The 26,577-nt window shown below is 72.0% G+C and carries 17 protein-coding genes; 11 read left to right on the top strand and 6 right to left on the bottom strand.

Features of this window, described 5'->3' with window-relative positions; genetic code table 11:
- Positions 1–52 precede the first annotated feature (52 nt).
- Positions 53–787 carry an ABC transporter permease gene (locus ACZ4MF_RS39120; RefSeq protein ID WP_467497792.1) on the bottom strand — a complete coding sequence of 245 codons (735 nt, stop codon included), beginning with the start codon at positions 785–787 and terminating at the stop codon, positions 53–55.
- Positions 784–1,704: an ABC transporter ATP-binding protein gene (locus tag ACZ4MF_RS39115; RefSeq protein WP_467497790.1), complete on the bottom strand. Its 921-nt coding sequence runs from the start codon at positions 1,702–1,704 to the stop codon at positions 784–786. The genes ACZ4MF_RS39120 and ACZ4MF_RS39115 overlap by 4 nt, the downstream gene beginning before the upstream one ends.
- Positions 1,705–1,885: 181 nt before the next feature.
- Here ACZ4MF_RS39115 and ACZ4MF_RS39110 point away from each other — a divergent pair, with 181 nt between their 5' ends.
- The 7 genes from ACZ4MF_RS39110 to ACZ4MF_RS39080 all read left to right on the top strand — a co-directional run bounded on the left by ACZ4MF_RS39110 (position 1,886) and on the right by ACZ4MF_RS39080 (position 14,518).
- Complete coding sequence (locus ACZ4MF_RS39110) at positions 1,886–4,225, top strand: ABC transporter transmembrane domain-containing protein (protein ID WP_467497788.1); 2,340 nt, start codon at positions 1,886–1,888, stop codon at positions 4,223–4,225.
- A complete protein-coding gene (locus ACZ4MF_RS39105; RefSeq protein WP_467497786.1) occupies positions 4,222–6,117 on the top strand; it encodes an ABC transporter ATP-binding protein in 1,896 nt (631 codons plus the stop codon). Before ACZ4MF_RS39110 ends, ACZ4MF_RS39105 begins: the two co-directional genes overlap by 4 nt.
- A 28-nt stretch (positions 6,118–6,145) precedes the next feature.
- Complete coding sequence (locus ACZ4MF_RS39100; protein ID WP_467497784.1) at positions 6,146–7,912, top strand: ABC transporter transmembrane domain-containing protein; 1,767 nt, start codon at positions 6,146–6,148, stop codon at positions 7,910–7,912.
- Positions 7,909–9,675, top strand: coding sequence for an ABC transporter ATP-binding protein (locus tag ACZ4MF_RS39095; protein WP_467497782.1), 1,767 nt, complete (start codon positions 7,909–7,911; stop codon positions 9,673–9,675). Before ACZ4MF_RS39100 ends, ACZ4MF_RS39095 begins: the two co-directional genes overlap by 4 nt.
- A 281-nt stretch (positions 9,676–9,956) precedes the next feature.
- The gene (locus ACZ4MF_RS39090) at positions 9,957–12,023 is read left to right on the top strand and encodes a M4 family metallopeptidase (RefSeq protein WP_467497780.1); all 2,067 of its coding nucleotides are present in this window, start codon (positions 9,957–9,959) and stop codon (positions 12,021–12,023) included.
- A 252-nt stretch (positions 12,024–12,275) separates the two neighbouring features.
- Positions 12,276–13,925 carry a M4 family metallopeptidase gene (locus tag ACZ4MF_RS39085; RefSeq protein WP_362822424.1) on the top strand — a complete coding sequence of 550 codons (1,650 nt, stop codon included), beginning with the start codon at positions 12,276–12,278 and terminating at the stop codon, positions 13,923–13,925.
- A 71-nt stretch (positions 13,926–13,996) separates the two neighbouring features.
- Complete coding sequence (locus ACZ4MF_RS39080) at positions 13,997–14,518, top strand: DUF1990 domain-containing protein (RefSeq protein WP_356034471.1); 522 nt, start codon at positions 13,997–13,999, stop codon at positions 14,516–14,518.
- A gap of 1,073 nt (positions 14,519–15,591) precedes the next feature.
- Here ACZ4MF_RS39080 and ACZ4MF_RS39075 read toward each other — a convergent pair.
- Positions 15,592–15,996: an ATP-binding protein gene (locus tag ACZ4MF_RS39075; protein ID WP_467497777.1), complete on the bottom strand. Its 405-nt coding sequence runs from the start codon at positions 15,994–15,996 to the stop codon at positions 15,592–15,594.
- 204 nt (positions 15,997–16,200) lie between these two features.
- On the opposite strand from ACZ4MF_RS39075, the gene ACZ4MF_RS39070 reads away from it, so the two are divergent.
- The 3 genes from ACZ4MF_RS39070 (at position 16,201) to ACZ4MF_RS39060 (ending at position 17,757) form a co-directional block, all read left to right on the top strand.
- Complete coding sequence (locus ACZ4MF_RS39070) at positions 16,201–17,052, top strand: helix-turn-helix domain-containing protein (RefSeq protein WP_467497775.1); 852 nt, start codon at positions 16,201–16,203, stop codon at positions 17,050–17,052.
- Between the two features lie 9 nt (positions 17,053–17,061).
- Complete coding sequence (locus ACZ4MF_RS39065) at positions 17,062–17,259, top strand: DUF397 domain-containing protein (protein ID WP_467497773.1); 198 nt, start codon at positions 17,062–17,064, stop codon at positions 17,257–17,259.
- Positions 17,260–17,385: 126 nt separating this feature from the next.
- A complete protein-coding gene (locus tag ACZ4MF_RS39060; protein ID WP_467497771.1) occupies positions 17,386–17,757 on the top strand; it encodes a hypothetical protein in 372 nt (123 codons plus the stop codon).
- 28 nt (positions 17,758–17,785) lie between these two features.
- On the opposite strand, the gene glgP is transcribed toward ACZ4MF_RS39060, so the two are convergent.
- The 3 genes from glgP to ACZ4MF_RS39045 all read right to left on the bottom strand — a co-directional run bounded on the left by glgP (position 17,786) and on the right by ACZ4MF_RS39045 (position 25,632).
- Positions 17,786–20,404, bottom strand: a complete 2,619-nt coding sequence (gene glgP, locus ACZ4MF_RS39055; protein WP_467497769.1) for an alpha-glucan family phosphorylase — start codon at positions 20,402–20,404, stop codon at positions 17,786–17,788.
- Positions 20,405–20,504: 100 nt separating this feature from the next.
- A complete protein-coding gene (locus ACZ4MF_RS39050; protein WP_467497767.1) occupies positions 20,505–25,268 on the bottom strand; it encodes a wHTH domain-containing protein in 4,764 nt (1,587 codons plus the stop codon).
- Positions 25,258–25,632, bottom strand: coding sequence for a Pepco domain-containing protein (locus ACZ4MF_RS39045; RefSeq protein ID WP_467497765.1), 375 nt, complete (start codon positions 25,630–25,632; stop codon positions 25,258–25,260). Before ACZ4MF_RS39045 ends, ACZ4MF_RS39050 begins: the two co-directional genes overlap by 11 nt.
- A 271-nt stretch (positions 25,633–25,903) precedes the next feature.
- Between ACZ4MF_RS39045 and ACZ4MF_RS39040 the strand changes: the two genes are divergently transcribed.
- The coding region (locus tag ACZ4MF_RS39040) for a maltotransferase domain-containing protein (RefSeq protein ID WP_467497764.1) at positions 25,904–26,577 on the top strand (674 nt) is incomplete at its 3' end.

Genomic DNA, 26,577 nt, shown 5'->3' with positions numbered 1-26,577 from the left:
GTCCGGCACGGCCCGGCTCCTTCCTCCACGTCCACCGCGGTGGAGCGCCCGCTCACTCCCAGCGGAACCAGCGCGCGGCGGCGCCGGTGAGCAGCAGCGTCCACGCCGCGAGCACCCCGAGGTGCCCCCAGGCCGGCCAGCCCCCGGAGGCGGCCTGGTCCAGGGCGCGGGCCGCCGCGCCGAAGGGGGTCAGCTCGACCACCCGGGCCAGCGCGTGCGGCATGGACCGCACCGGGATCCACACACCCGCGCAGAACATCATCGGGAACAGCACCATCGACCCGATCGCACCGGCGATCCTCGTCGTCCGGGAGAGCGCCGAGACCACGCTGCCGAGCGCGAGGGCGGCCGCCGCCGCGAGCAGCAGGGCCAGCAGATAGCCGGCCGGCTGCCGGGGCAGTGTCACGCCGAAGGCCACCCGGCCGACCGCGAGGGCGAGCACCGCCGAGGCCAGCGCGGCCACGCCCTGCACGGCCATCTGTGCCGCCAGCAGGGCCGCGGGGCGGACCGGTGTGACGGACATCCGGCGCAGGATGCCGCGCTCCCGGTAGCCGGTGAGGACCTGCGGCAGCCCCTGCGCCCCGGACATGATCAGGGCGATCAGTACGGCGACGGGCACATAGACGTCGACCGGCCGCAGCCCGCCCATCGACGCGTCGGCCCGACGGAACGAGGGGATGGAGCCGAGGATCGCCAGCAGCAGCGAGGGGAACAGGAAGATCCAGAAGAGGGCGGCCGGTTCCCGGCGGAACAACCGGAACTCGGTACGCAGCACGGCGGTGTTCACGCGGCTTCCTCCTCGGCGGGGCCTGCGGTCAGGTCGAGGAACGCGTCGTCCAACGTGGCGTCGACGACCCGTAGTTGGCGGGCGGTGATGTGGTGGCGGGCGAGCAGGGTGATGACGGCGTTCACGGTCTCGTCGGTGCCGGACAGGGTGATCCGCTCGCCCTTGCGCTCGACCGAGGCGAGCGCGGGCAGCGCGGCGAGCTCACGCTCGTCCAGCGGTGCGGACGGGCTGAAGCTGATGACCGTGGCGCCCGCCGAGCGGCGGATGAGCCCGGCAGGGGTGTCCAGCGCGGCGATCCGTCCCCGGTCGATGACGGCGATCCGGTCGCACAGCCGCTGCGCCTCCTCCATGAAGTGGGTGACCAGCAGCACGGTGACCCCGCTCGCGCGGACTTCCTCGATCAGCTGCCAGGTGTCGCGCCGGGCGCGCGGGTCCAGGCCGGTGGTCAGCTCGTCCAGCACCACGACCCGGGGCCCGCCGACGAGCGCCAGCGCGATGAACAGCCGCTGCTTCTGACCGCCGGACAGCTTGCCGAACCGAGTGCCCAACTTCTCCGTCAGACCGAGGCGTTCGGCGAGGGGGCGCCAGTCGGCGGGGTGCGGGTAGAAGGCGGCGTAGAGCTCCAGCGCCTCGCGCACGGTGAGCTTGGCCTGGAGTTCGCTCTGCTGGAGCTGGGCGCCGAGCACCCGCGCGACCTCCGCGTGGTCGGCGACGGGATCGTGGCCGAGGACCCGGATCCGGCCGCCGCCCGGGACCCGCAGGCCCTCGACGCACTCCACGGTGGTGGTCTTGCCGGCGCCGTTGGGGCCGAGGATCCCGAAGATCTCGCCCTCCTCGACGGTGAAGGAGACACCGTCGACCACGGCGCGGCCGCCGTACGACTTGCGCAGATCGGTGACTTCGATGACGGATGGCATGCTCCGAGCATTCCGGCCGAGCCCCGGCGGCACATCGGCCGACCCGCTCGAAGCCGCATCCGCCGATCGGTTGATGCCGCCCTACGACTCCTCGCCCGCGCCGGTCGTAGGACCAGCGGCGGAGCCGGGTCCGGCCGAAACTCGGTGGGCGATGTCGGTGCCGGTCCGTACGCTCGCGGTGATGTCCACGACACGTGCAACCACCGAGGACCGATCGGCCGTCCGCACGCTGCTGCGGCTGTGGCCGTACGTACGCCCCGTGCGCGCACGGCTGTTCACGGCCGCGTTCGTCGCCGTCGTGGCCTCCTGTACGGGACTGGTGATCCCGCTCGTCCTGAAGTGGATGGTCGACGGACCGGTCGCCGACCGCGACCCGGGCGGGGTATGGCTGGGTGCCCTGTACCTGTTCCTGCTGGGCGTCGCCGAGGCGCTGCTCTTCGGTCTGCGCCGGTGGCTGGTGGCCCGTCCGCTGTCGCGCGTGGAGGCGCGGATGCGGGCGGGGCTGTACGGGCGGCTGCAACGGCTGCCGGTGGCCTTCCACGACCGCTGGGCCTCGGGCCAGCTGCTGTCCCGGGGCACCACGGACCTGATGCTGCTGCGCCAGTTCCTGGCCTTCCCGCTGACGTTCCTGCTGGTCAACGGCGTGACCATCCTGGTCGGCGTGGTGATCATGCTGGCGCAGGACTGGGTGCTGGGGCTCGTCGTCCTCGGCCCCACGATCCCGGTGATGTGGACCTGCGCGGTCTTCGAGCGGCGGTACGCCACGGTGGCCCGGGCGGCGCAGGACCAGGTCGGCGATCTGACGACGGTGGTCGAGGAGAGCGTGCTCGGCATCCGCGTCGTCAAGGGCTTCGGCCGCCACCGCAGCCAGGCGCACGCCTTTCGCGAACTGGCGCTCACGCTGCGCGGCACCGAGCTGCGCAAGGCCCGGCTGCTGGCCGTCATCTGGGGCGTCATCGTGACCCTGCCCGAGCTGGCGATCGGGGCGGCGCTGGTGCTGGGAGTGGTACGGGTGTCCGACGGGGGCCTGTCGGCGGGCACCCTGGTCGCCTTCCTGAGCACGGCACTCGCCCTGCGCTGGCCGGTGGACTCCATCGGCTTCCTGCTGGCCATGAGCCAGGAGGCGGCAACGGCGACGGAACGCTACTTCGAGGCGATGGACGAGTCCCCGGAGGAGGACCTGCCAGCGGGTCGCGGGCAACGCCCGGCAGCGGGTCGCGCAGAGCGCTCGACCAGCGGGCGCGGGGAAAGCTCGGCACCGGGGCGCGAGGAGAACCCGGCCCCCGGACACGGGGGCGACTCGGCCACCGGACACGGGAAGAGCCCAGCCCCCGGAACCGAGGACAGCTCAACCGCCCCGCGCGAAGGGGACTCGGCAGCCCCGCACGGGAACGGCCCAGCAGCCGGACACGGCGAGGACCCGGCAACCGGACGCGGGGACGACCTGGCCGCCCGACGCGAGGAGAACCCGACCCCCGAACACGGGGGCAACTCGGCCACCGGACACGGGAAGAGCCCAGCCCCCGGAGCCGAGGACAGCTCAACCGCCCCGCGCGAAGGGGACTCGGCAGCCCCGCACGGGAACGGCCCAGCAGCCGGACACGGCGAGGACCCGGCAACCGGAGTCCTGGACGACCTGACCGGCCCACCCGCAGAGGACCCGGCAGCCGGACTCCCGGACGGCCTGGCCGGACAGCGCGAGGAGAACCCGGCCCCCGCACGCCAGGATGCCCGACCGGGACCGCACGGCGGCGGTGCCGGGCTGCGGTTCGAGAACGTCCACTTCCGGTACCCCGACGCCGCCCCCGACTCGCCGCCCCTCCTCACCGGCGTCGACCTGCACATCCGCCCCGGCGAGTCCATGGCCCTGGTCGGCGCGACCGGGAGTGGGAAGACGACGCTCACCGCGCTCGTGCCGCGGCTGCACGAGGTCACCTCGGGGCGGATCACCCTCGACGGCGTCGACATCACCGACATGCCCCGCGAGGAGTTGCGCACCAAGGTCGCCGTGGCCTTCGAGGAGCCCACGCTCTTCTCGGCGAGCGTCGGCGAGAACGTCCTCATGGGTGCCCGGCCGGACGCGGGCGAGCCGGAGTTGGAGCGGGCGCTGGCGGTCGCGCAGGCCGCCGGTTTCGTGCACGCCCTCCCGCAGGGCGCCGGCACCCGGGTCGGCGAGCAGGGCCTCAGCCTGTCCGGCGGCCAGCGCCAGCGCCTCGCGCTGGCCCGCGCGGTCGTCGGCCGACCGGACTTCCTGGTCCTGGACGACCCGCTGTCCGCCCTCGACGTGCACACGGAGGCGGCCGTGGAGGCCGCGTTGCGCCACGTCCTCGCCGACACCACCGCCCTGATCGTGGCCCACCGCCCCTCCACGGTGCTGCTCGCCGACCGGGTCGCCCTGCTCTCGGGCGGCCGGATCGCCGCCGTCGGCACGCACCACGAACTGCTGCGCACCAGCGCCGAGTACGCGCATCTGATGTCCGGGACATCCGGGCACTTCAGGGATACGGAGGAATCCCGTTGACCACCACGACCGCCTCCACCCCCACCTCCGACGACGACGAACTCCCCCGTCCCCGGCAACAGTCGGCCGGACAGGGCACCGGTCAGGGGGCCGACGGCGCGGACGACGCCTTCGACCGGGACGTCCTGCCCACCGCGCCCGGCGCCACCGCCGCCCTGCTGCGCTCACTGCTCGCGCCCCTGAAGGGCAGGGCGGTACGGACCACGGTCCTGCTGCTGCTCCAGCAGGCGGCCGTACAGGCGGGCCCGCTGATCGTGGCGTACGCCATCGACAGCGCCGTACCCGCGTTCCGTGCCCACCACCACGGCCCGCTGATCGCGGTGGCCGTCGGCTATCTGCTGTGCGCGCTGCTCTCCGGCGCCCTCCAGGCCGCGTTCATCGAGACCTCCGCGCGGGTCAGCCAGGACGTGCTGCTGGACCTGCGCGGCCGGATCTTCCGGCACGCGCAGGCACTGAGCGTCGACTTCCACGAGCGCTACACCTCGGGCCGGCTGATCTCCCGCTCCACGACGGACGTCGAGTCGCTGCGCGAGCTGCTGAACGACGGACTCCAGGAGCTGGTGACCGTCGTGCTGTCCTTCGTCTACATCTCCGCGCTGCTGCTGTGGCTGGACCTCGGCCTGGGCGCGCTCGCGGTGGCCTCCCTCGCGCCGCTGTACCTGCTCGTGCGCGTGTACCAGCGGCGGGCGGGGCGGGTGTACCGGGCGCGGTCCACGGCCATCGCGGCGGTGATCGTGAAGTTCGTGGAGACGATGAACGGCATCCGCCCGGTGCGCGCCTTCCGCCGGGAGGCCGTGAACGACGCCGAGTTCGCCGTGCTGAACCGGCGGCACGAGCGAACGAACGGCGACGCGCTGCTGGAGATGGCCCGCTATGTGGTCGGCTCCCGGCTGGTGGCCAACACGGCGGTGGCGGGGATCGTGCTGTGGGGCGCCTACCGGGTGGCTGCGGGCTCGCTGGAGCTGGGCGTGCTGGCGGCGGCGGTCCTCTACCTCCGACGCCTCTACGACCCCATCGACCGGCTCGGCATGTTCCTCAACGCCTACCAGTCGGCCGCGGCCTCCCTGGAGAAGATCGCCGGCCTGCTGGCCCAGACCCCGTCCGTGCCCGAACCGGCGGCGCCCCGTGAACTCCCGTCACCGAAGGGCGACCTGCCGGGGCGCGAGGTCGTCTTCGACGCGGTCCGCTTCGGCTACCGCACCGGCGGCGAGGTGCTGCCTCGTTTCGATCTGACCCTCCCGGCCGGACAGACGGTCGCCGTGGTCGGTTCCACGGGCGCGGGCAAGTCCACCCTCGCCAAGCTCCTGGCCCGCTTCTACGACCCCTCCGGCGGCCGTGTCCTGCTCGACGGCGTGGACCTGCGGGAACTGCCCACGCCCGAGCTGCGGCGCGGGGTGGTCATGGTGACCCAGGAGGCGTTCCTGTTCTCCGGGACCGTCGCGGAGAACATCGCCATCGGCCGGTCCGACGCCACCCGCGAGGAGATCGAGCGGGCCGCGAAGGCGATCGGCGCGCACGAGTTCATCAGCGCGCTGCCCGACGGCTACGACACCGACGTGCGCAAGCGCGGCGGCCGCATCTCGGCCGGTCAGCGCCAACTGGTCGGCTTCGTCCGGGCGTTGCTCGCCGACCCGGCGGTGCTGATCCTGGACGAGGCGACCAGCTCCCTGGACATCCCGGGCGAGCGGGCGGTGCAGCGGGCGATGACGACCGTGCTGCGGGGCCGTACGGCGGTGGTGATCGCCCACCGCCTGTCGACGGTCGAGATCGCGGACCGGGTCCTGGTCATGGAGCACGGCCGCATCGTCGAGGACGGCACTCCGGCCGACCTCGTCGCGGGCACGGGCCGCTTCGCGGACCTGCACAGGACCTGGCGGGACAGCCTGGCCTAGGCCCGGGGCCGACACGAGCGGGGGACGGATGATCGACGCGTACGAGGAACCGGGGGTGCCCGACACCCGCAGCGGCTGGCGGTATCTGTGCTGGCTGGTGTGGCGGCAGCGGGGCCGGTCGCTGGCCGGGGCCTCGCTGGCCAGCGTGTGGATGGTGCTGCTGGCCGCGCAGCCGTACATGATGGCGCGGGCCGTGGACGACGGGCTGGTGCCGGGGCGGCTGGGGGTGCTGGCCGCGTGGACCGGGGCGATGTTCGTGCTGGGCGCGGGCAACGCCTGGCTGAGCATCATGCGGCACCGCACCATGACCCGGGTGCGGATGGACGCCAACTTCCGCACGGTGAAGGTGGTCGTGGGGCATGTGGTGCGGCTCGGGGCCGCGCTGCCGCGCCGGGCGGGGGCCGGGGAGGTCGTGACCATCGGCGTCGGCGACGTACAGGTCATCGCGCAGTCGCTCACCGCCGTCGGGCCGGGCGTCGGCTCGGCCGTGGTGTACGTGGTGGTCGCCGGGCTGCTGTTCGCCGTCTCGGCGCCGCTCGCCGCCGTCGTCCTGCTCGGGCTGCCGGTGCTCGCGCTGGTCACCGGACCGCTGACGCTGCGTCTGCAACACGCGGAGAGCGAGTACCGGGAGCGGCAGGGTGTGCTGACCGCCCGCATCGGGGACCTCGCGGGCGGCCTGCGCGTCCTCAACGGGCTGGGCGGGAAGTCGCTGTTCGCCGACGGGTTCCGGACGGATTCGCAGGCGCTGCGCGCGCAGGGATACCGGGTGGGCGCGGTGGCCAGCTGGGTGCAGGCGCTCGGCGTCGGGCTGCCCACCCTGTTCCTCGCCGTCGTCACCTGGCTCGGTGCCCGGCTGACGGCCCAGGGGCACATCAGCATCGGCCAGTTGGTGTCCGTGTACGGCTATGTCGCGGTGCTGATCGGGCCGGTGGCGTTCATGGTGCAGATGGTCTACGAGCTGAACCGTGGCGTGGTGGCCGCGCGCCGGGTCGTACGGCTGCTGCGCCTTGCGCCGGATCCGGACGAGGGCATGCGGCCCGCGCCCGCGGAACCGGCCGAGCTGCACGACCCGGTGTCCGGGGTGCGGATCGCGCCGGGCCGGCTGACCGCGCTGGCCGCCGCCCGGCCCGCCGAGGCCGCCGCCGTGGTCGACCGGCTCGGCCGGTTCGGTCCGACCGACGCCACCTGGGGCGGGGTGCGGCTGGACGCGATCCCGCTGGCCGACGTACGCGCGCGTGTGCTGGTCGCGGACAACGAGGCCGACCTGTTCGCGGGGCCGCTGCGGGAGGTCGTGGCCGCCGGGAGCCCGGTCGGGGAGGCGGCGCTGCGGCGGGCGCTGTACGCCGCAGCGGCCGAGGACGTCGTACGCGGGCTTCCGGAGGGGGCCGACTCGGCCGTCGCCGGGCAGGGCCGCAGTCTCTCCGGTGGCCAGCGCCAACGGATGCGGCTGGTACGGGCGTTGCTCGCCGACCCGGAGGTGCTGCTCGCCGTGGAGCCGACCTCGGCGCTGGACGCGCACACGGAGGCGACGGTGGCCGAGCGGCTGCGGGCGGCGCGCGAGGGGCGTACGACGGTGGTGACGTCGACCTCGCCGCTGCTGCTGGACCGCGCGGACACGGTGCTGTTCCTGGCCGACGGCAAGGTCGCGGCGCGCGGCCCGCACCGGCGGCTGCTGGCCGAGGAGCCGCAGTACCGGGCCCTGGTCGCCCGGGACGTCGAGGCCGAGAACCCGGAGAACACAGAGAATGCCGGGAACGCGGCGGATGTCACCGACACGGAAGGGGTTGCGGGGTGACGGCGGGCGTGCCGGGTGAGGGGCTGCTGCCGGTCGCGGACCGGGGGCAGGTGCGGCGGGCCGCGGTGCGGCTGGTGCGGGCCGACGGGCGGGCGTTCGCCGCGGCGGTGCTGCTCAACGCGCTGGCGGCCGGGGCGGGACTGGTCGGGCCGTGGCTGGTCGGGCGCATCGTGGACGAGGTGCGCGCCGGACACGGGGTCGGGGCCGTGGACCGGCTCGCGCTGTGGATCCTGCTGTGTTCGCTCGCCCAGCTGCTGCTGGCCCGCTGGGCGCGCTACGTGGGCTACCGGTTCGGGGAGCGGACGCTGGCCCGGGTGCGCGAGGAGTACGTCGAGCGGGTGCTGGCGCTGCCCGCGGCCGTGGTGGAGCGGGCCGGTACGGGTGACCTGACGGCGCGGGGCACGGCGGACGTGGCGACGGTCGGCAGCACGCTGCGGGACGTCGGTCCGGAACTGCTGGTCAACTCCGTGCAGGCGCTGTTCGTGCTGGGCGCGGTGTTCGCGCTGGACCCGCTGTTCGGGGCGTTCGGGGTGCTCGGGCTGACCCCGGTCTGGCTGGCGCTGCGCTGGTATCTGCGGCGGGCCCGGGACGGCTATCTCGCCGAGGGCGCGGCGACGTCCGAGGTGGCGGAGATCGTCGCCTCGACGGCGGCCGGGGCCCGCACCGTCGAGGCGTTCCGGCTGCGGCAGCGGCGGGTCACGGCCGGCCGGGACGCGCTGGAGACGTCCCGCCGGACCCGCTTCTACACGCTGTTCCTTCGCACGGTGTTCTTCCCGGCGGTCGAGATCACGTACACCGTGCCCGTGGCGGGGATCCTGCTGCTGGGCGGCTGGCTGCACGAGCGGGGCTCGGTCGGGGTGGGCGCGGTGGTGGCGGCGGCGCTGTACCTGCGGCAGTTCACCGAGCCGCTGGACCAGATCCTGATGCGGGTGGAGCAACTGCAGAGCAGCGGCGCCTCGTTCGCGCGCGTGGAGGGGCTGGCGCGGGCGCCCCGCTCGGACGCCGGTGCGGGCTCGCCGGTGCCGGTGGACGACCGTATCGACGTGCGGGACGTGCGGTACGCCTACGAGCGCGGCGGCGAGGTGCTGCGCGGGGTGGACCTGACGGTGCGGCCCGGGGAGCGGCTCGCGGTGGTGGGGCCCTCCGGAGCCGGCAAGACGACGCTGAGCCGGCTGCTCGCGGGCATCGACCGGCCCGGGTCCGGTGCGGTGACGGTGGGCGGGGTGCCGGTAGCCGATCTGGAGCCGGAGCTGCTGCGCCGCCAGGTGGTGCTGGTGACGCAGGAGCACCATGTGTTCCTCGGCACGGTCCGGGACAACCTCCTGATCGCCGAGCCGGAGGCCACGGACGGCGACCTGTGGGCGGCGCTGGCGGCGGTGGGCGCCGACGAGTGGGTGCGCGACCTGCCGGCCGGCCTCGACACCCGGCTGGGCACGGGCGGCACCGCCACCGACGGCTCGCAGGCCCAGCAACTCGCCCTGGCCCGTGTGGTGCTGGCCGACCCGCACACCCTGATCCTGGACGAGGCGACGGCCCTGCTGGACCCCACCACGGCCCGTCACACCGAACGCGCCCTCGCCGCCGTCCTGGAGGGCCGCACGGTCATCGCCATCGCGCACCGCCTGCACACCGCCCACGACGCCGACCGCGTGGCGGTCATGGAGGACGGCCGCCTCACGGAACTGGGCACGCACGAGGAGCTGGTGGCGGCGGGCGGGGCGTACGCGGCGCTGTGGCGGACCTGGCACGGGGACGCCCGCTGAGGGACGCGCCCCGCCCAACGGTCCGCATACCGGACCTGAACAACCGGTCAACGGACCGTTTCCGGCCAAGTTTGTGACGCGGTCCTGACAGACACGCCGATCCCCTGCCACTCTTCCCTGGCCGACTCACAGCAACCCCACCACTGCACGCGCACGCTCGTGAGCCGGCCCGCACGACCCCGCACCTCGTTTCGCGCACGTCCTGCTCTGCCCGGACGCCCCGACCTCTCGTCCGGTCTCCCCTGGCCGCACGACCCGCGGCCACGCAGAAGGAGTCAGTGTTGAGACGCAATTCCTCTCGCGGACGCACCTCCCACACCCCGCAGTCCCGCACCGCGCACCGCCGCAGCGCGGCCCTCGCCCTCGCCGGTGCCGCCGCGCTGATCGCCGCCGCCGTCCAGACGGGCGCGGCCAGTGCCGCTCCGGCGGCCGGCCCGCGGCCCGTCAAGGCGGACCCGGCGCACACGGCGCACACGGCGCTCAGGCTCTCGCCCTCGCAGCGCGCCGAGCTGCTGCGCGACGCCGACGCCACCAAGGCCGCCACGGCGCGCTCGATCGGCCTCGGCAGCCAGGAGAAGCTGGTCGTCAAGGACGTCGTGAAGGACGCCGACGGCACGCTGCACACCCGCTACGAGCGGACGTACGCCGGTCTGCCCGTCCTCGGCGGCGACCTGGTGGTGGACACGAACAAGTCCCGCAAGACCATGGACGTCATCCGTGCCACGAACGCCACGGTGAAGGTCCCCGCCCTCACCCCGAAGGTGTCCCGGGCCGCGGCCGAGAAGCAGGCCGTGCGGCGGGCGAAGGCCCGCGGCGGCACGAAGTCGGCCGCCTCCAGCGTCCGCACGGTGATCTGGGCCGCCACGGTCAGGCCCGTCCTCGCCTACGAGACGATCGTGGGCGGCCTCCAGGACGACGGCACCCCGAACCAGCTGCACGTCATCACCGACGCCACCACCGGCAAGAAGCTCTACGAGTACCAGGGCATCGAGACCGGCGTCGGCAACACCCGGTACAGCGGGCAGGTCACGCTGACCACGGCCCAGTCGGGCTCGACGTACACGCTGACCGACAACTCGCGCGGCGGCCACAAGACGTACAACCTGGGCGGCGGCAGCGACGGCACCGGCACGCTGTTCTCGCAGAACAACGACACCTGGGGCGACGGAACCACGTCGAACGCGGCCACCGCGGGCGCCGACGCGGCCTACGGCGCGCAGGAGACCTGGGACTTCTACAAGAACACCTTCGGCCGCAGCGGCATCAAGAACGACGGCGTCGGCGCCTACTCCCGGGTGCACTACGGCGATTCGTACGTGAACGCGTTCTGGGACGACAGCTGCTTCTGCATGACGTACGGCGACGGCCAGAACAACGCCGACCCGCTGACCTCGCTCGACGTGGCCGGCCACGAGATGAGCCACGGTGTCACCGCCAACACCGCGGGCCTGAACTACAGCGACGAGTCCGGCGGCCTGAACGAGGCGACCAGCGACATCATGGGCACCGGCGTGGAGTTCTACGCCAACAACGCCTCCGATCCCGGTGACTACCTCATCGGCGAGAAGATCAACATCAACGGCGACGGCACCCCGCTGCGCTACATGGACCAGCCGAGCAAGGACGGCAGCTCGGCGGACAGCTGGTCCTCCTCGGTCGGCGGCCTGGACGTCCACTACTCCTCCGGCGTCGCCAACCACTTCTTCTACCTCCTGTCGGAGGGCAGCGGCGCCAAGACGATCAACGGCGTGAACTACAACTCGCCGACCTCGGACGGGCTTCCGGTGACCGGAATCGGCCGGGACAAGGCGCTCCAGATCTGGTATCGAGCGCTGACCACCAAGTTCACCTCCACCACGAACTACGCCGACGCCCGCACCGGCACCCTCGCGGCGGCCGGCGAGCTGTACGGCACCTCCGGCGCGGAGTACGCGGCGGTCGAGGACGCCTGGGCGGCCGTCAACGTCGGTTCGCGCTCCGGCGGCGGTGGCGGCACCGGCTCGACGTACGACAACCACACGCAGATGGCGATCCCGGACAACGGTCCGGCCATCACCTCGGCCATCACCGTCTCCGACCGCAGCGGGAACGCGCCGGGCAACCTCCAGGTGAACGTCGACATCACGCACACGTGGCGCGGTGACCTGGTCATCGACCTCGTCGGCCCGTCGGGCAAGGCCTACCGGCTGAAGAACTTCAGCTCCTCCGACTCGGCCCACAACGTCAAGGCGACGTACACGGTGAACGCGGCGGCCGAAACGGCCGACGGGACATGGAAATTGAAGGTGCAGGATCAGGCCAGTCAGGACACGGGCACGCTCAACGACTGGAAGCTGATCTTCCCGTAAGCCGCACGCCAGGACCCTTGCACTACGGGGCTGTTCGAGGGGTCGTCCCCCCTCGAACAGCCCGGGTTCACACGCCTGAAATGTTTCCCGAACGGTCGTCTTCCGGCCAACATCACTTCAGGGTCCTGACATGTACGCATCCTTGATGTCACTCTCTCTCCACCCGCCGCAGCAGCACAGCAACTTCACAACCCCACACAGCCGGGCCAGTAACCCCACGCTGCCCGGACTCCCCACCTGAAGGAGCTTTGAGTGAGCCCCCTCTACGCGCGTCACAAGCGCACCACTCTGGCCATCGCCACCGCTGTCGCCGCCGGAGCCCTGCTCTCCACCGGGCTGACCACCACCGCCTCCGCCCAGCCCACCGCCCACCAGTCGGCCGCCGCCCCCGCCGCGCTGTCCGCCACGGCCCACGCCTCCCTGATGCAGAAGGCGCAGGACACCGCCGCCACGACCGCGCAGGCGATAGGCCTCGGCGCCAAGGAGAAACTGGTCGTCAAGGACGTCGTCAAGGACGCCGACGGCACGGTCCACACCCGCTACGAGCGGACGTACGCCGGCCTCCCCGTCCTCGGCGGCGACCTGGTCGTCCACACCGCCAAGTCGGGCCGGACCGAGGGCGTCACCAAGGCGACCAGGGCGACCATCAAGGTGGCCTCGCTCACGCCGAAGATCACCCCCGCCAGGGCCGCGCAGCAGGCGGTGTCCGCCGCCAGGACGCTCGGCTCCGCCAAGTCCGCCGCGGACGGCGCGCGCAAGGTGATCTGGGCGGCGAACGGCACGCCCGTCCTCGCCTACGAGACGATCGTGGGCGGCCTCCAGGACGACGGCACCCCGAACCAGCTGCACGTCATCACCGACGCCACCACCGGCAAGAAGCTCTTCGAGTACCAGGGCATCGAGAACGCGACCGGCACCGGCAAGACGCTGTACTCGGGCACCGTCAGCCTGACCACGACCCAGTCGGGCTCGTCGTACAACCTGACCGACGCCTCGCGCGGCGGCCACAAGACCTACAACCTGGCCCGCAAGACGTCCGGCACCGGCACCCTGGTCAGCAACTCGACCAACACCTTCGGCACCGGCACCGCCTCCACCTCCTCCTCCGACCAGACCGCGGCCGCCGACGCCGCCTACGGCGCGCAGGAGACCTGGGACTACTACAAGAACACCTTCGGCCGCAGCGGCATCAAGAACGACGGCAAGGCCGCCTACTCCCGCGTCCACTACGGCAGCTCGTACGTGAACGCCTTCTGGGACGACAGCTGCTTCTGCATGACCTACGGCGACGGCGAGGGCAACGCCGACCCGCTGACCTCGCTCGACGTGGCCGGCCACGAGATGACCCACGGCGTGACCGCCAACACCGCGGGCCTCGACTACAGCGGCGAGTCCGGCGGCCTGAACGAGGCGACCTCCGACATCCTCGGCGGCGTCGGCGTGGAGTTCTACGCCAACAACGCCAAGGACCCCGGCGACTACCTCATCGGCGAGAAGATCAACATCAACGGCGACGGCACCCCGCTGCGCTACATGGACCAGCCCAGCAAGGACGGCAGCTCGGCGGACTCCTGGTCCTCCTCGGTCGGCAACCTGGACGTCCACTACTCCTCCGGCGTCGCCAACCACTTCTTCTACCTCCTGTCGGAGGGCAGCGGCGCCAAGACGGTCAACGGGGTCTCGTACAACTCCCCGACCTCCAACGGCTCCAAGGTCACCGGCATCGGCCGGGACAAGGCGCTCCAGATCTGGTACAAGGCGCTGACCACGTACTTCACCTCGACCACGGACTACAAGGCCGCCCGCGCGGGCACCCTGAGCGCGGCCAAGGACCTGTACGGCTCCGGCAGCACCGAGTACAACACGGTGGCCGCGGCCTGGTCGGCGGTCAACGTCAGCTGAACCAGCCGTAGTTGAACTTCGGGCGGCACCCGGTGGGAGAACCCCCCGGGTGCCGCCTACCCTTGTGACCCATGTCCTCGGCGCCCTTCACCTACGAACCCGTCGGCGCGACCCGCGACGACCTGACGTACTGCCCGCCCGGCTTCCACCCCCTCTTCGTACGCACCCGCCTCGGCGAGGGCGCGAAGCTCTTCGAGCGGGCGGCCGAGGCGGTCCTCACCTGGGAGATGCACCGCGCGATGGGCGTGGGCATCGACACCACCGCCGACCGCGCGACCCCCGGCGCGGACGTCACCGTCACCCTGGCCGGCCTCCTGAAAGCCCCCTGCCGCATCATCTGGACGACCGAGGAACCCCGCCGCGCCGGCTGGGCCTACGGCACCCTCGAAGACCACCCCGAATGCGGCGAGGAAGCCTTCCTCGTCGACCGCACCGGCGACGGCACGGTCTGGCTGACCGTGGCCGCCTTCAGCAAACCCGCCAAGTGGTACGCGAAGGCCGGCGGCCCGGCGACCCGGGTCCTGCAACACGCGTACGCACGGCGGTGCGGTGCGGTGCTGAAGAAACTGTGCGCGGGGTTGTCGGAGGAGTGAGCAGTAAGGAGTAAGGAACCCGCCAACCTGGGTGGTGGGTTCCATGCCGCGTTGCTGCTGACAGCACGTAAATGTGATGATCCGAGGCATGCCTGAGCACGGGGGCGCCTCCGATTCGGTGGAACATATAAGCAGGTCACGGCTGTACGACTACGTGGACGTGACCGGCTCCGACGAGGAGGAGCCCGAGCCCTCGCCGAGCGCCCTCTCCCCCGATGCCGCTGGCCGCAGGCGTCGTGAGTTCGCGGTGCTGCTGGGTGCGTTCCGTCGTACCGCGGTCCTGGTGCCGGTGGATGCGGACGAGGCGCCCCTGACGGGCGATTTCGGCGGGGTCCGCTGGATCTACGCCTTCTCCCACGAGCGCGCGCCGGCCCGTTTCGCGTTCGCGCGGGGCGAGGGCGAGCGGGAGTGGGCGTATCGGCGGTGGCTCGGGGCGCGGCTGCTGGATGCGGCGGTGCCCCATTGTTCAGCAACTCATCGACGCAACCTTGCCGGAAGAGGAGGAGGATCGCCTTCTGGAGGAACTGAAGGCGAGCGTACTCCATCCGCGAGTGTCGAATTTGATCTACTACGCAGACCCTCAATTGACAGCAGAAGAAGTAGTGGATCAGGCTCTCGCTTATCGCCCGATCGAGCTCTAGGCGCTCCCAGCGGGCCTACGGAGTTGGAGACCGGCGGTGCCCGTTTGGACGGGCGCCGCCGACAGGCGGCGGACACAAGCGGGTCGCGGGCCTCGATCCGGAGCTGTGGCCCGCGCTGCCGGCGCCGGTGGAGCCGGCACTCGGTTCGAGCGGCCTCACAACCGCTTGTTGCTCCGGCACCGAACGACGATCGCACCGCCGACGGAGTGCCAGTGCCGGAAGCCGAACTGGATCGACCGCGAGGCCACCTCGCCACTGCTCCGGGCGATGACGATGAGTATCGGCTCGCAACGGCACTTCCCGCACAGGCAGGAGAGGCAGCAGAGCCGGCCACGCCGCTTAGCCTCGCCCCTCTTCCCTACGACTCGACCACGAGGACGAAGGCCCCCTCACGGGCTCTGCCCGCAAGCACCTAGTGCGACCAGCCGACCATCACACCACCCCCAGCTCACACCACACGTACTTCCCCCGGTCCCCGAACCTCGCCGACGGCTGCCACCCCCACAGGTTCGCACAAGCCGACACCAGCCCCAGCCCCCGCCCGTCCTCCGACTCCCCCACCTCCTCCAACGCCAGCGGCGGGTCGGGCGGCGCCGGGTCCGTGTCCCACGCTCCGATCCACACGACGCCCTCCGGGGTGCGGCGGACCCTGAGCGCGGCGGGGCCCTTCGTGTGCCGTACCGCGTTCGACACCAGCTCCGAGGCGAGGAGTTCGGCAGTGTCCACCAGGCCGATCAGACCGTGCAGGGCCAGGATCAGGCGCAGGGTGCGGCGGCACACCGTGACGGCTCTGGGGTCGTTGGGGATGTAGAGGGTGTAGTCCCAGGTTTCGGGCATGCGTCATCAACTCCAGCGGAAGAGAGGGGTCCTCACGCGCGGCGGCAATGCCGCAGCCGTCATGGCACGACGGAGCAGTGCACTTCCGCAGCGTGCGCGGTGCGTCACCGACAGTAGTGCAAAAATTTTTCCTCACGCAAGCGGGTCGCGTAATCTGACGCCCGAACGAGGCACGACAGCACGGCGGTTGAAGGCGGAGGGGCGATGGCGCCGAGAAGCCAACCCACAGCACGGCAGGTACGCCTGGGCACCGAGCTACGCAGACTGCGGGAAGCCGCAGGCCTGAAAGCCCGCGAAGTCGCGGGGTTGCTCAGTTCGACGTCGGCGCAGATGAGCCAGGTCGAGGCGGGCCTCGCCGGCGTGAGCGAGGAGCGGGTGCGGCGGCTGGCGGCGCACTACGCCTGCGCTGACGAGGCATTCGTCGAGGCCCTGGTCGCGATGGCCGGCGAGCGTGCGCAAGGCTGGTGGGAGGAGTACCGGGGAGTGCTTCCACCGGTGTTTCTGGACGTCGCCGAGACGGAGCACCACGGGGCTTTTCTGCGTGAGGTTGTCACCACCCATGTGCCCGGGCTGCTGCAGACCCCCGACTACGCCCGTGCCGTCTTCGGTTACATGGTCCCGGAGCTTCCGGAGAGCGAACTGAAACCCCGGATCGAACACCGGATCAGGCGCAGGTCCGTACTTGAGCGCAAGGTGCCCGTCCCGTACGAGACGATCATTCACGAGGCGGCGCTGCGCATCCTGGTGTCCGACCGCAGCACCGCTCATGCTCAACTCAGGGAAATCCTCGGGGCGATCGAACGCGAGCACGCCACAGTGCGTGTCATCCCGTTCGCGGGAGAGGGATTTGCCGGTGCCGGGATCGAGATGATGTACGTGGGCGGGGCGCTCCCCCGGCTGGACACCGTACTGCGTGATGCTCCGCACGGCACCACCTTCATCGATGCCGAATCCCAGCTGGCGCGCTTCCGGGCCCTACTCCATAAGGTGGAGAGAGCAGCACTGCCGCCCGTGGAGTCACGGGACTTCATCCATCGCTTGACGAAGGAACTGTGAGGCGCCCGCATGAACCAGGCCATCCGCTGGCACAAATCGTCGTACTCCGGCGGAGGCGATGGCAACACCTGCGTCGAAGTCGCCGACCTCGACACCCACATAGCCATCCGTGACTCAAAGGCCCCGGCCCGAGCCACTCTCGCCTTCCCTGCCGGTTCGTTCGTCCTCTTCCTCGAAGGGCTGAAGACGGCGGCCGGAGCCAGGTAGTCGCAGCGCTCACCAGCACACCGACCCGTACCAGAACGTCAGTCCGGGAGGGCGTATCAACTCCACCGAAAAACGCGAAGGTGCCCAGAACCTGGTGTTCGTTCGCCCCAACCCGGACTGGTACCGATGACCACGACCACCCCTGCCCCCGTACCGACCGGGCGCCGGCGTGCGCTGCTCGTCGCGGTGCTGACGGCTGTCTCGACCGGCCTGCTCATCGCGCACCTGGCCTTCAGCTCCGACACGTTCCAGCACTGCAGGTACCTGGGGCCCTCTACGCGCATGTACGTCACCTCGTGGGCCGGTCTCACCTGCGCCCTCGGCGCCCTGCTGGCGTTCGCCACGCTTCCCCGCACCGAGCGGCGCGGACTCGCGCTGGTGGCCGCCGTGCTCGGCCTGCTGTTGACGCTCGGACTGCTCGCGACCGTCTACTGGCTGTACGCCCCGGACCCGGCCGGCGGGGACGACTGCTCCGGCCTGCACCTGCTCGTGCCGTAGCGCAGAACAGCCCTCCCCGGCTGGACAGCTACCGCAACAACACCCCCGCCCCCTCCACCACCTCGCCGGGCGGCACCGCCACCAGGCCCGGTTCCGCGGCCGAGGCCAGCAGCCGGTGTGTGGGCAGGATGCGGACCGTGTAGCCGTACGGGCCCGTGCGGTCCAGGGAGAGGGGGCCCTCGTACAGCAGCCGGCCCTCCAGGTCCGGGGCTCCCGTCGGTTTCAGGGCGACGACCGTGGCGTCCGTGATGTGGTCCTCGGCGTCCACCCGGCCGGAGACCGCCTGGACCTCCACGTCGTCCGGGCTCAACTCGCCCAGGGCGACCCGCACCCGCAGGCCGACGGTCGTGCCCAGCTCCGCCGTGGCCGTCGTCGCCGTCGTCTCGACGTGGTCGACTCCCACCTCGGGCCAGGCCGCCCGCACCCGGGCCTTCCAGGTGGCCAGTTCGCTCGCCGTGTCCGGGGTGAGCGCGCGGTGCGCCTGGGCGGCGGGGGCGTAGAGGCGCTCGACGTAGTCGCGGACCATGCGGCCGGCCAGCACCTTCGGGCCCAGCAGGGTGAGGGTCTGGCGGACCATCTGGATCCAGCGGTCGGGCAGGCCGGCGCGGCCGCGTTCGTAGAAGCGCGGGGTCACCCGCTGCTCCAGCAGGTCGTACAGCGCCGCCGCCTCGATGTCGTCGCGGCGGTCGGGGTCCATGCCGACGCCGTCCGCCGTCGGGATGGCCCAGCCGAAGTCCGGCTGGAACCATTCGTCCCACCAGCCGTCCAGCACGGAGAGGTTGAGGCAGCCGTTGAGCGCCGCCTTCATGCCGGAGGTGCCGCACGCCTCCAGGGGGCGGAGGGGGTTGTTGAGCCAGATGTCGCAGCCCGGGTAGAGCTTCTGCGCCATCGCCATGCCGTAGTCGGGCAGGAAGACGATGCGGTGGCGCACGCGCGGGTCGTCGGCGAAGCGGACCAGTTCCTGGACGAGGCGCTTGCCGCTGTCGTCGGCGGGGTGGGCCTTGCCCGCCACGACGATCTGGATCGGGCGCTCCGCATGCAGCAACAGCTCCATCAGGCGGTCCCGGTCGCGCAGCATCAGGGTCAGCCGCTTGTACGACGGGACCCGGCGCGCGAAGCCGATGGTCAGGACGTCCGGGTCCAGCACCCCCTCGATCCAGCCCAACTCGGCGTTCCCGGCGCCCCGTTGGCGCCACGACGCCCGCAACCGATCGCGCACCTCCAGCACCAGCTGTTCGCGCAGGGTGCGGCGCAGCTCCCAGATCTCCTGGTCCGGGATGTCGGCGACGGAGTCCCAGCGGTCCGAGCCGCCCACCGTCAGCGCGTCCTCCGCCCGCTGGGCGCCGACCTCGCGGGCGCCGAGGCGCAGCACCTCCGGCGCCACCCAGGTCGGCGCGTGCACCCCGTTGGTCACCGAGGTGATCGGCACCTCCTCGGCGTCGAATCCCGGCCACAGCCCGGCGAACATCTCCCGGCTGACCTGTCCGTGGAGCAGGGACACGCCGTTGGCCCGCTGAGCCAGTCTGAGCCCCATCACGGCCATGTTGAACAGGTTCGGCTCGCCGCCCGGGTACGTCTCCATGCCCAGCGTCAGGATCCGCTGCACATCGATGCCGGGCAGCTCGGCGTCCGCGCCGAAGTGCCGGGCGACCAGTTCCCGGTCGAAGCGGTCGATGCCGGCCGGGACGGGGGTGTGGGTGGTGAAGACCGTGCCGCCGCGCACGGCCTCCAGCGCGGAGTCGAAGTCCAGTCCGCCCGCGCACAGTTCGGCGATCCGCTCCAGGCCGAGGAAGCCCGCGTGCCCCTCGTTGGTGTGGAAGACCTCCGGCTCCGGGTGCCCGGTGAGGCGGCAGTACGTCCGCACCGCCCGCACACCTCCTATGCCGAGCAGCATCTCCTGGAGCAGCCGGTGCTCGCTGCCGCCGCCGTAGAGCCGGTCGGTCACCCCGCGTTCGCCGAGGTCGTTCTCCTCGACGTCCGAGTCGAGCATCAGCAGCGGCACCCGGCCCACCTGGGCCAGCCAGATCCGGGCATGCAGCGCCCTGCCGCCGGGCAGTGCGAGCGAGAGCCGCGCGGGGGTGCCGTCGGGCTCCTTGAGCTGGGTGAGGGGCAGCTCGTTGGGGTCGAGCACCGGATAGTGCTCCTGCTGCCAGCCGTCGCGGGACAGGGTCTGGCGGAAGTACCCGTGCCGGTAGAGGAGACCGACACCGATCAGGGGTACGCCGAGGTCGCTGGCGGCCTTGAGATGGTCGCCGGCGAGGATGCCGAGGCCGCCGGAGTACTGGGGCAGCGCGGCCGTGATGCCGAACTCCGGGGAGAAGTAGGCGACGGCGACGGGCAGCCCGTCCGCCTGCGCCTGGTACCAGCGCTCCCCGGTCAGATAGTCGTCGAGGTCGTCGGCCACGGCGCCGAGCCGGCGCAGGAACCGCCGGTCCCCGGCCAGCTGTGCCAGCCGGGCCGGGCGTACCCGGCCCAGCAGCCGTACCGGATCCGCCTGGGCGGCGGCCCAGGCCTCCGGGTCGACGGACTGGAAGAGGTCGCGCGTCTCCGCATGCCAGGACCAGCGCAGATTCCGCGCCAGGTCACTCAGCGGCCGGAGGGGATCGGGGAGAACGGGACGGACGGTGAACCGACGGATCGCCTTCACACTTCCACCTCGGACGCGTCGCGGGGGGAGACGTACGGCGCCGTACGTCTCGTCGTCACTGTCGACGGTAGTGGTTACCGGAGGGTCGGTGGGGAGGTCCTCAGGGCGTGGCGGGATCTGTGAACTCCACGTCGTCGGGGAGGACGTGGCCCAGCTGTCGCAGGCGGTGGGCGACTTCGGCGGGGGTGCGGGCGAGGAGGTGAGCCGTGTGGAAGACGTGAGTGAGGGGGACGGGTCTGGTCGCGGTGAGCCAGCCCTTCTGGGACGGGCCCATGAGGAACCAGAGGATGTTGTCGGGGGTGCACAGCAGGGTCTGTTGTTCCTCGCCGGGCTTCCAGTTTCCGGCCGGCGGTTCCGGCGCCGTCCGGTAGCCGTAACGGGCCAGACAGGCGACGATCTCCCCGGTCGGCTGCCGTCGTTCCTGAGCGGCTCGCAGGACGTGATGCCAGGGCACCTGGCACTCGGTGTCCAGCCAGGGCTCCTGACCGTCGTGGTCACGGCTCAGCAACATCAGATCGCCGTAGTCGTCGGGGCGACGCGGGTCGTCGTCCAACGCGTGCACGCTGTATCCGAGTGAGGCCAGCCGTCGCGCGACCTCCCGGTCCGGCACCCGGTCGGCCTGGGCGAGCCTCACGATCACCGATGGCCGTACGGGGGTCCCCGCGTCGAAGTACCCGTACGTGTGTACGTCTCTGACAAGCCGGGCGAGGAGGTGCTCGTCCTCCTGTGCGGGCAGCTGCGGCACCGGGATGTCCAGCGCTCTCAGTTTCGCCACCACGTCCTCGATCCGGATGTTGTGCCGTTCAGCGACCCTGAACAGGTGGTACAGCGGCATGACATGGTCCGCGCGGCGCCAGGGCGGCCGGCCGATACCGCTGGTGCTGAGGAGGTCGACGCCGACGGGATCCACCACGTTGGGCGGGTTCCCCGACGAGAGGCGGTAACCGGCCGCGCGGAGGGCGTCGGCGATCCGTTCCGCCCGTCCGGGGAACGCGGTGGTGGCGATGGTCAGATGCGCCATCGGCACGGGCCGGTCCCGGTGCAGCTCGGCACCGTTCGGGTCGAGGTTCTCGCGCAGCACCAGCGTGGGCAGGTCCGCCTTGTCCGGCGGCCAGACGCTGCGGCGCAGCCGCCCGGTGCCTGCCGCGTCGTCGGGCACGCGAAAACCGAGTGAGGCGAGCAGGCGCGCCGTGACGAGCGGATCATGTCCGTCGATGCTCAGATGTTCGACGGACAGCTCCGCCTCCGGGCCGAGCCACGGCGGTTCGCCGTCCTGATCGCGACTGACCAGCCGTGTCAACTGACGCAGTGAGATCTCCGCGCGACCGGCGACGATGTCGGCCGTCCGGCGCAGGATCGCCGGGCCGGGCAGGATCGCACCAAGCTGCCGCATGCGTTCGACCACGTACGTGAACGGCATGCCGCTGTTCTCCACGGTGGACAGCAGCGCTCCCAGCGGCAGCGGCCGACCGAGGTCCATCGCCTCCCACAAGAGAAGCTCGTCCGTGGGAAGCGCCACAGGAAGCGAGGATCGCACGCGCAGTCCGGCACGCGGATCAGCGGCGGCCCAGACCCTCGTCCGCCATTCGCTGAGCACCCCGTTCTCGCCCGCGATCACGCCGGCGGTGCCCGTCGCCCGCACGCGTCGGACCAGCGACTCGTCGGCCGGGCAGCAGCCCACGGCCCCGGCGTCCGCCGTCAGCGGTTCACCCACACGGGTACGGAAGGTGAACCGGTGGCCGCGGGCCACGGCCTGCTCCGCGATCCGGTCGGCGAGCCAGCCCTGCCGCCCGGCCGGCTTGGCCTCGGACGGAAGTCTGCGGTTGTCGTTCGGCCATCCGCCGATCACCAGCGCATACAGCCATGCCAACGACAACACCCGCCCGCCCTCGTCGAACAGGACGGGAATCTTGCTGGTGAGGAGTTCACGCACATGCTGCTCGTGGTCGTCCAGCATGGCCGCGCGGTCGACGCTCAGCCGGGGGGCGTGCCCGGCGGTGAGATTGACCACGACGCCGAAGCGGGCCTCGCCCGCCCACAGCCCGTCGGCCAGGACCGCCCCGCGTCCGGGGCACCACCACACTCCGTCTCCGGCGTCCTGGGCCGCAACGGTCTCGCCGTCCCTGGACCGCCAGACCCCGACCGCGTCGTCGGCGGAGTCCGGGCCGACGTAGGCCGACAGCTTCCCGGGCTCCCACCGCAACGGCTCCTCTCCGTCCTCCTCCACCCGCACGGAGAAGTCCGACACCCAGAGATTGCGCCGCAGCGCCTGACCGCAGGAGATGTTCTCCTCCGGATTGCGCAGATAGAGCCGCACCTTCGTGCCCGACTGCAGCATGGCCCGGTCGGACTGGATGCGGAACAGCGCGCCGGGGCCGTCGATGTGGACGATCAGCCGCTCCCCGGCCCGCATGTCCTCGCCGAGCCTGCTGGTCGTCACCCGGATCTCGTCGGCGAGCATGAAATAGCTGAGCACCCCGACGCCGAACCGGCTGTTGGGATGGAACGCGATGCCTTCCTTGTCCCACTCGGCCCACTCCGCGAGGAACTCCCGTTGCTCCACGAACCGGCTGCCCGCGAAGGCGAAGAGCCGGCGCAGTTCGCGACGGCCCATGCCGATGCCGTTGTCACGGCACTCGATGTAGGGCCGGCCGTCCTCCACCCCCTGGACGAAGGTGATCCCGCCCGTCCAGTCGTCACGTTCACCGGGGTTGCGGCGGTTCCACAGCTCGGTGCGGGCCCTGCGGTACCGGCAGGCGTCCAGGGCGTTCTGGTACAGCTCGCGCAGGGCGAGCGTGCGGTCCCGGTAGAGCTGTTCGCCCATGAGCAGGTCACGGACCCGGTCGCCGTCGAGCCGGAAGCGTACGTCGGCGGCCTCGTAGCGGGGCCTGGCGTCGGCGTCGGTGGCGGGCGTGACCCGGCTCGCGCCGAAGCCGGTCGGGACGCCCCAGGCCGGCACGCTCTGGCGGTCCGGCCGGCTCAGCACTGCGCGCACCGTTCGGTCGAGGGCGTCGGTGTGCTGGCGCAGGGCGAGTTCGACGGCCTGGTGCGGACACTCCACCGACAGCACCCGGCGGGGGCCGTCCGGCTGCCAGGCCAGCCTGCGCAGCGCCTCCCGGAAGGCCGTGCCGTCGACGGGGTCGCTGATGCCCAGGTGCTCGGCGACCAGGGCGGGCAGCAGCACGGGGTCGACGGCCATGTGGTGGGCGACGGTGAGCAGGGTGCCGACCCGGTCCCAGTCGACGGTGTGCTCGGCGGCGAGCTGTGCGGCCACCGTGTCCGGTTCCGGTCTCGGCGCCTGCTCCAGGTCCAGGCCGATCAGCTCGGTCAGCCGCCACAGCCGGGCGGGGCTCAGGACGTGACGGACGAGCTGCGGGCCGAACTCGTCTCCGTCGGGCAGGACTTCCAGGCCCGCGAGCCCGGAGCGCACCACGGCGTCCCGCGTGCCGGGCAGCCGCAGCAGCCACTGGCGGGCCAGCCACCAGGCCACGGCGCGGGCCTCGTCGTCCCGGCCGCGCTCCCGGGCGCGCCGCTCGCGGTCGCGCAGGGCCTGGTGCGCGTCGCAGTACCGCTCGAAGTCCCCGCGGGTGGCGAGCGCGCAGTCGTCACCGGCGGGCTGTCCGCCCTCCAGGCTCCACGGCCGGATGTCCCGGGCCAGGTAGGCGAGCCGGGTGCCGAACGCGGTGAAGAGGAACGGGCCCAGGACGAGGAGGGCGGCCTCGGTGAGGCTGAGGTCCAGGTGGGGTGAGGCCGAGTCGGCGGCCGTACTGCGCAGCATGGTCTCCACGCAGCTTCCCATCCGGCTCTCGCACTCGGCGGGCCGCCAGACGTCGCCGTGCTCGGCGAGCCACGCGTCGGGACCGTCGGTGTCGTGCCCCCACAGGCCGACGAGCCGCACCACGGCCTCCCGCACCTGGGCGACCGCCGCGTCCTTCTGTACGCCGGTCAGGTTGCCGGGCCGTACCCGTCGCCAGGCCTCGTGCTCGGCGGCGGCGTGCTGCCAGGGGTGCTCCCCCGCCGGTCGTCCCGCCCCGGCCCCGTGGTGGGGGAAGAGCAACAGGCCGTCCCTGCCGGTGGCGAAGTTGATCTGGACGCACTGGTCGCCGACGCCCCGGTCGTCGCGCGCGATCAGGCGGACCCGTTCGTCGAGCAGGGGCTCCAGCGCGTCGAGCGTGCCGGGCGCCGACGTGTGACGGGCGATCTCCGTGAGCGCCTTGGTGAAGTACGAGAATCCGGTCGTCTCGTCCGGCGCGGCTCTCCTCCCCTCGCCGGACGGCTCGGCCGCGTAGCCGAAGCCGGCCGTACGGTAGCGGGCGCAGGCGTACACGTGCGCGTACCGGGGGCGCTCGGGGTCGTCGTAGTCCTCGTAGCCGGTGGTTCCCTTGCTCCAGGCCGGCGCGTCGCCCACCGATTTCGTGAACGTGTCGAACGGATCCCGGCAGGCGTCGACCGCCACCACGAGCTGAGCGGCCTCGGACTCCCTGAGGAACGCGCCGAACTCGATCGGCAGGCAGTGGCTCCGGAACCGGAGCGAGTCGAGCCGGGCGGGTCCGGTGACGAGAAAGTCCACACCGTCGGAGTGGAAGCCGTGCCCGGACAGGAGCAGCAGCAGGTGGTCGCCCGGCGCCGCCTTGCGCACGAAGCGCTCGACCTCGTCCTCGATCGCCTGGGCGTGCAGTTCACCGGCCTCCAGGACCTTGGCCTCCTGGTATCCGGCCGTCTCCAGTGCCTCGGCGAGCAGCCGCAGTTCGGTGGTGATGAACGGCATCGACCGGAAGGAGTGGTCCCGGTACTGGTCCACGCCCACCAGCAGGGCGCGGAACCGCCGGTCTCTCCAGTCCGGTCCGCCTGCGCTAGCGGTCACCGCCGGCCGGCCTCGGGGTCAGCGTCAACTGGATGCCTCCGGTGCGCTGCGCCTGGCCGCCGACGCCCACGACGACGATCTGTCCCGAGGTGGTGAGCTGGCAGGACACCTGCACCTGGGAAATGCCCCAGCCGTCCGGACCGGACTCCTGGAGTCCGTCGAAGGCCTCCCTGAGCCCGTCGAGGGTGCGGGCCAACTGGGCGTTCAGGTCGGCCGGTTTGAAGGTACGACGGCGGACCCGGCCCTCGTCCTCACCGCGTCGCGAGCCGAAGGACTTGTCCCGCACGTCACCGGGGCCGTCGTCCAGCACGAGGAACTCCAGTTCCTCGCCGGATTCGACCGAGTCCTCACCGTACGGCACCATCCCTGGCTCCCCCAGCTCGTCCGGACCGTATCCCGCCGATGATAGGCCTGTTGAGGTGCGTGGAGCGCGGGTTGCCGGGCACCCGGAAAAAAGGGGCCGGTCCGACGGGTGGACATACGCGCGAGTAGTTAACAAAGTGCCGGATTGCCCACCCGAGCAGGATGGGAAGGCTCCTGCGGTACACACCCCACAGGCGCACCACAGCACCTCGCAGGACCCACCTCCCCACATCACTCCGCCCACACCCACGTTGACGCGGACAGGAGCGGTCATGCCCGCCACGCACCAGTCGTCAGGACCACCGTCGAGCAGCAAGGCATCGGCCAAGAAACCCGTGAAGCCCGTGAAACCCCGCGCCGGGACGGCTTCTTCACCGCCGCCGGCCACCACCCTGGGCCGTATCCCCGTCCTCGACGTACGCCCCGTGGTCCAGCACGGGCGCAGGCCGGCCAAAGCGGTGACCGGTGAGTCGTTCGAGGTGTCCGCCACGGTCTTCCGCGAGGGGCACGACGCCGTCGCGGCGAACGTGGTGCTGCGCGGTCCGAAGGGCCGGCGCGGCCCGTGGACACCGATGCGGGAGCTCGCCCCGGGCACCGACCGCTGGGGTGCCACCGTCACCGCCGGGGCGCCCGGCCGCTGGACGTACACCGTGGAGGCCTGGTCCGACCCGCTGGCCACCTGGCGGCACCACGCGAGCGTCAAGATCCCGGCCGGTGTCGACACCGCCCTGGTCCTGGAGGAGGGCGCCCGGCTGTACGAACGTGCCGCCGAGGGCGTCCCGAAGGCCGACCGCCGGCTGGTGCGGAAGGCGGCGGCGGCCCTGCGCGACGAGGCCCTGTCGGTGGGGGACCGGTTGGCGCCGGCGCTGTCCCCGCAGGTGGCGGCGGTGCTGGAGCGGCATCCGCTGCGGGAGCTGGTCACGGCGTCCGAGGCGATGCCGCTGCT

This window comes from Streptomyces sp. NPDC025793 (assembly GCF_055558375.1).
This window is presented reverse-complemented; position numbering and strand designations above follow the sequence as displayed.

What these genes read in the sequence shown, in the direction of transcription:
- ACZ4MF_RS39115 (WP_467497790.1), bottom strand. Translation starts at nt 1,704, where the DNA reads ATGCCATCCGTCATCGAAGTCACCGATCTGCGCAAGTCGTACGGCGGC.
- ACZ4MF_RS39110 (WP_467497788.1), top strand. Translation starts at nt 1,886, where the DNA reads ATGTCCACGACACGTGCAACCACCGAGGACCGATCGGCCGTCCGCACG.
- ACZ4MF_RS39100 (WP_467497784.1), top strand. Translation starts at nt 6,146, where the DNA reads ATGATCGACGCGTACGAGGAACCGGGGGTGCCCGACACCCGCAGCGGC.
- ACZ4MF_RS39080 (WP_356034471.1), top strand. Translation starts at nt 13,997, where the DNA reads ATGTCCTCGGCGCCCTTCACCTACGAACCCGTCGGCGCGACCCGCGAC.
- ACZ4MF_RS39075 (WP_467497777.1), bottom strand. Translation starts at nt 15,996, where the DNA reads ATGCCCGAAACCTGGGACTACACCCTCTACATCCCCAACGACCCCAGA.
- ACZ4MF_RS39070 (WP_467497775.1), top strand. Translation starts at nt 16,201, where the DNA reads ATGGCGCCGAGAAGCCAACCCACAGCACGGCAGGTACGCCTGGGCACC.
- ACZ4MF_RS39065 (WP_467497773.1), top strand. Translation starts at nt 17,062, where the DNA reads ATGAACCAGGCCATCCGCTGGCACAAATCGTCGTACTCCGGCGGAGGC.
- ACZ4MF_RS39060 (WP_467497771.1), top strand. Translation starts at nt 17,386, where the DNA reads ATGACCACGACCACCCCTGCCCCCGTACCGACCGGGCGCCGGCGTGCG.
- ACZ4MF_RS39045 (WP_467497765.1), bottom strand. Translation starts at nt 25,632, where the DNA reads ATGGTGCCGTACGGTGAGGACTCGGTCGAATCCGGCGAGGAACTGGAG.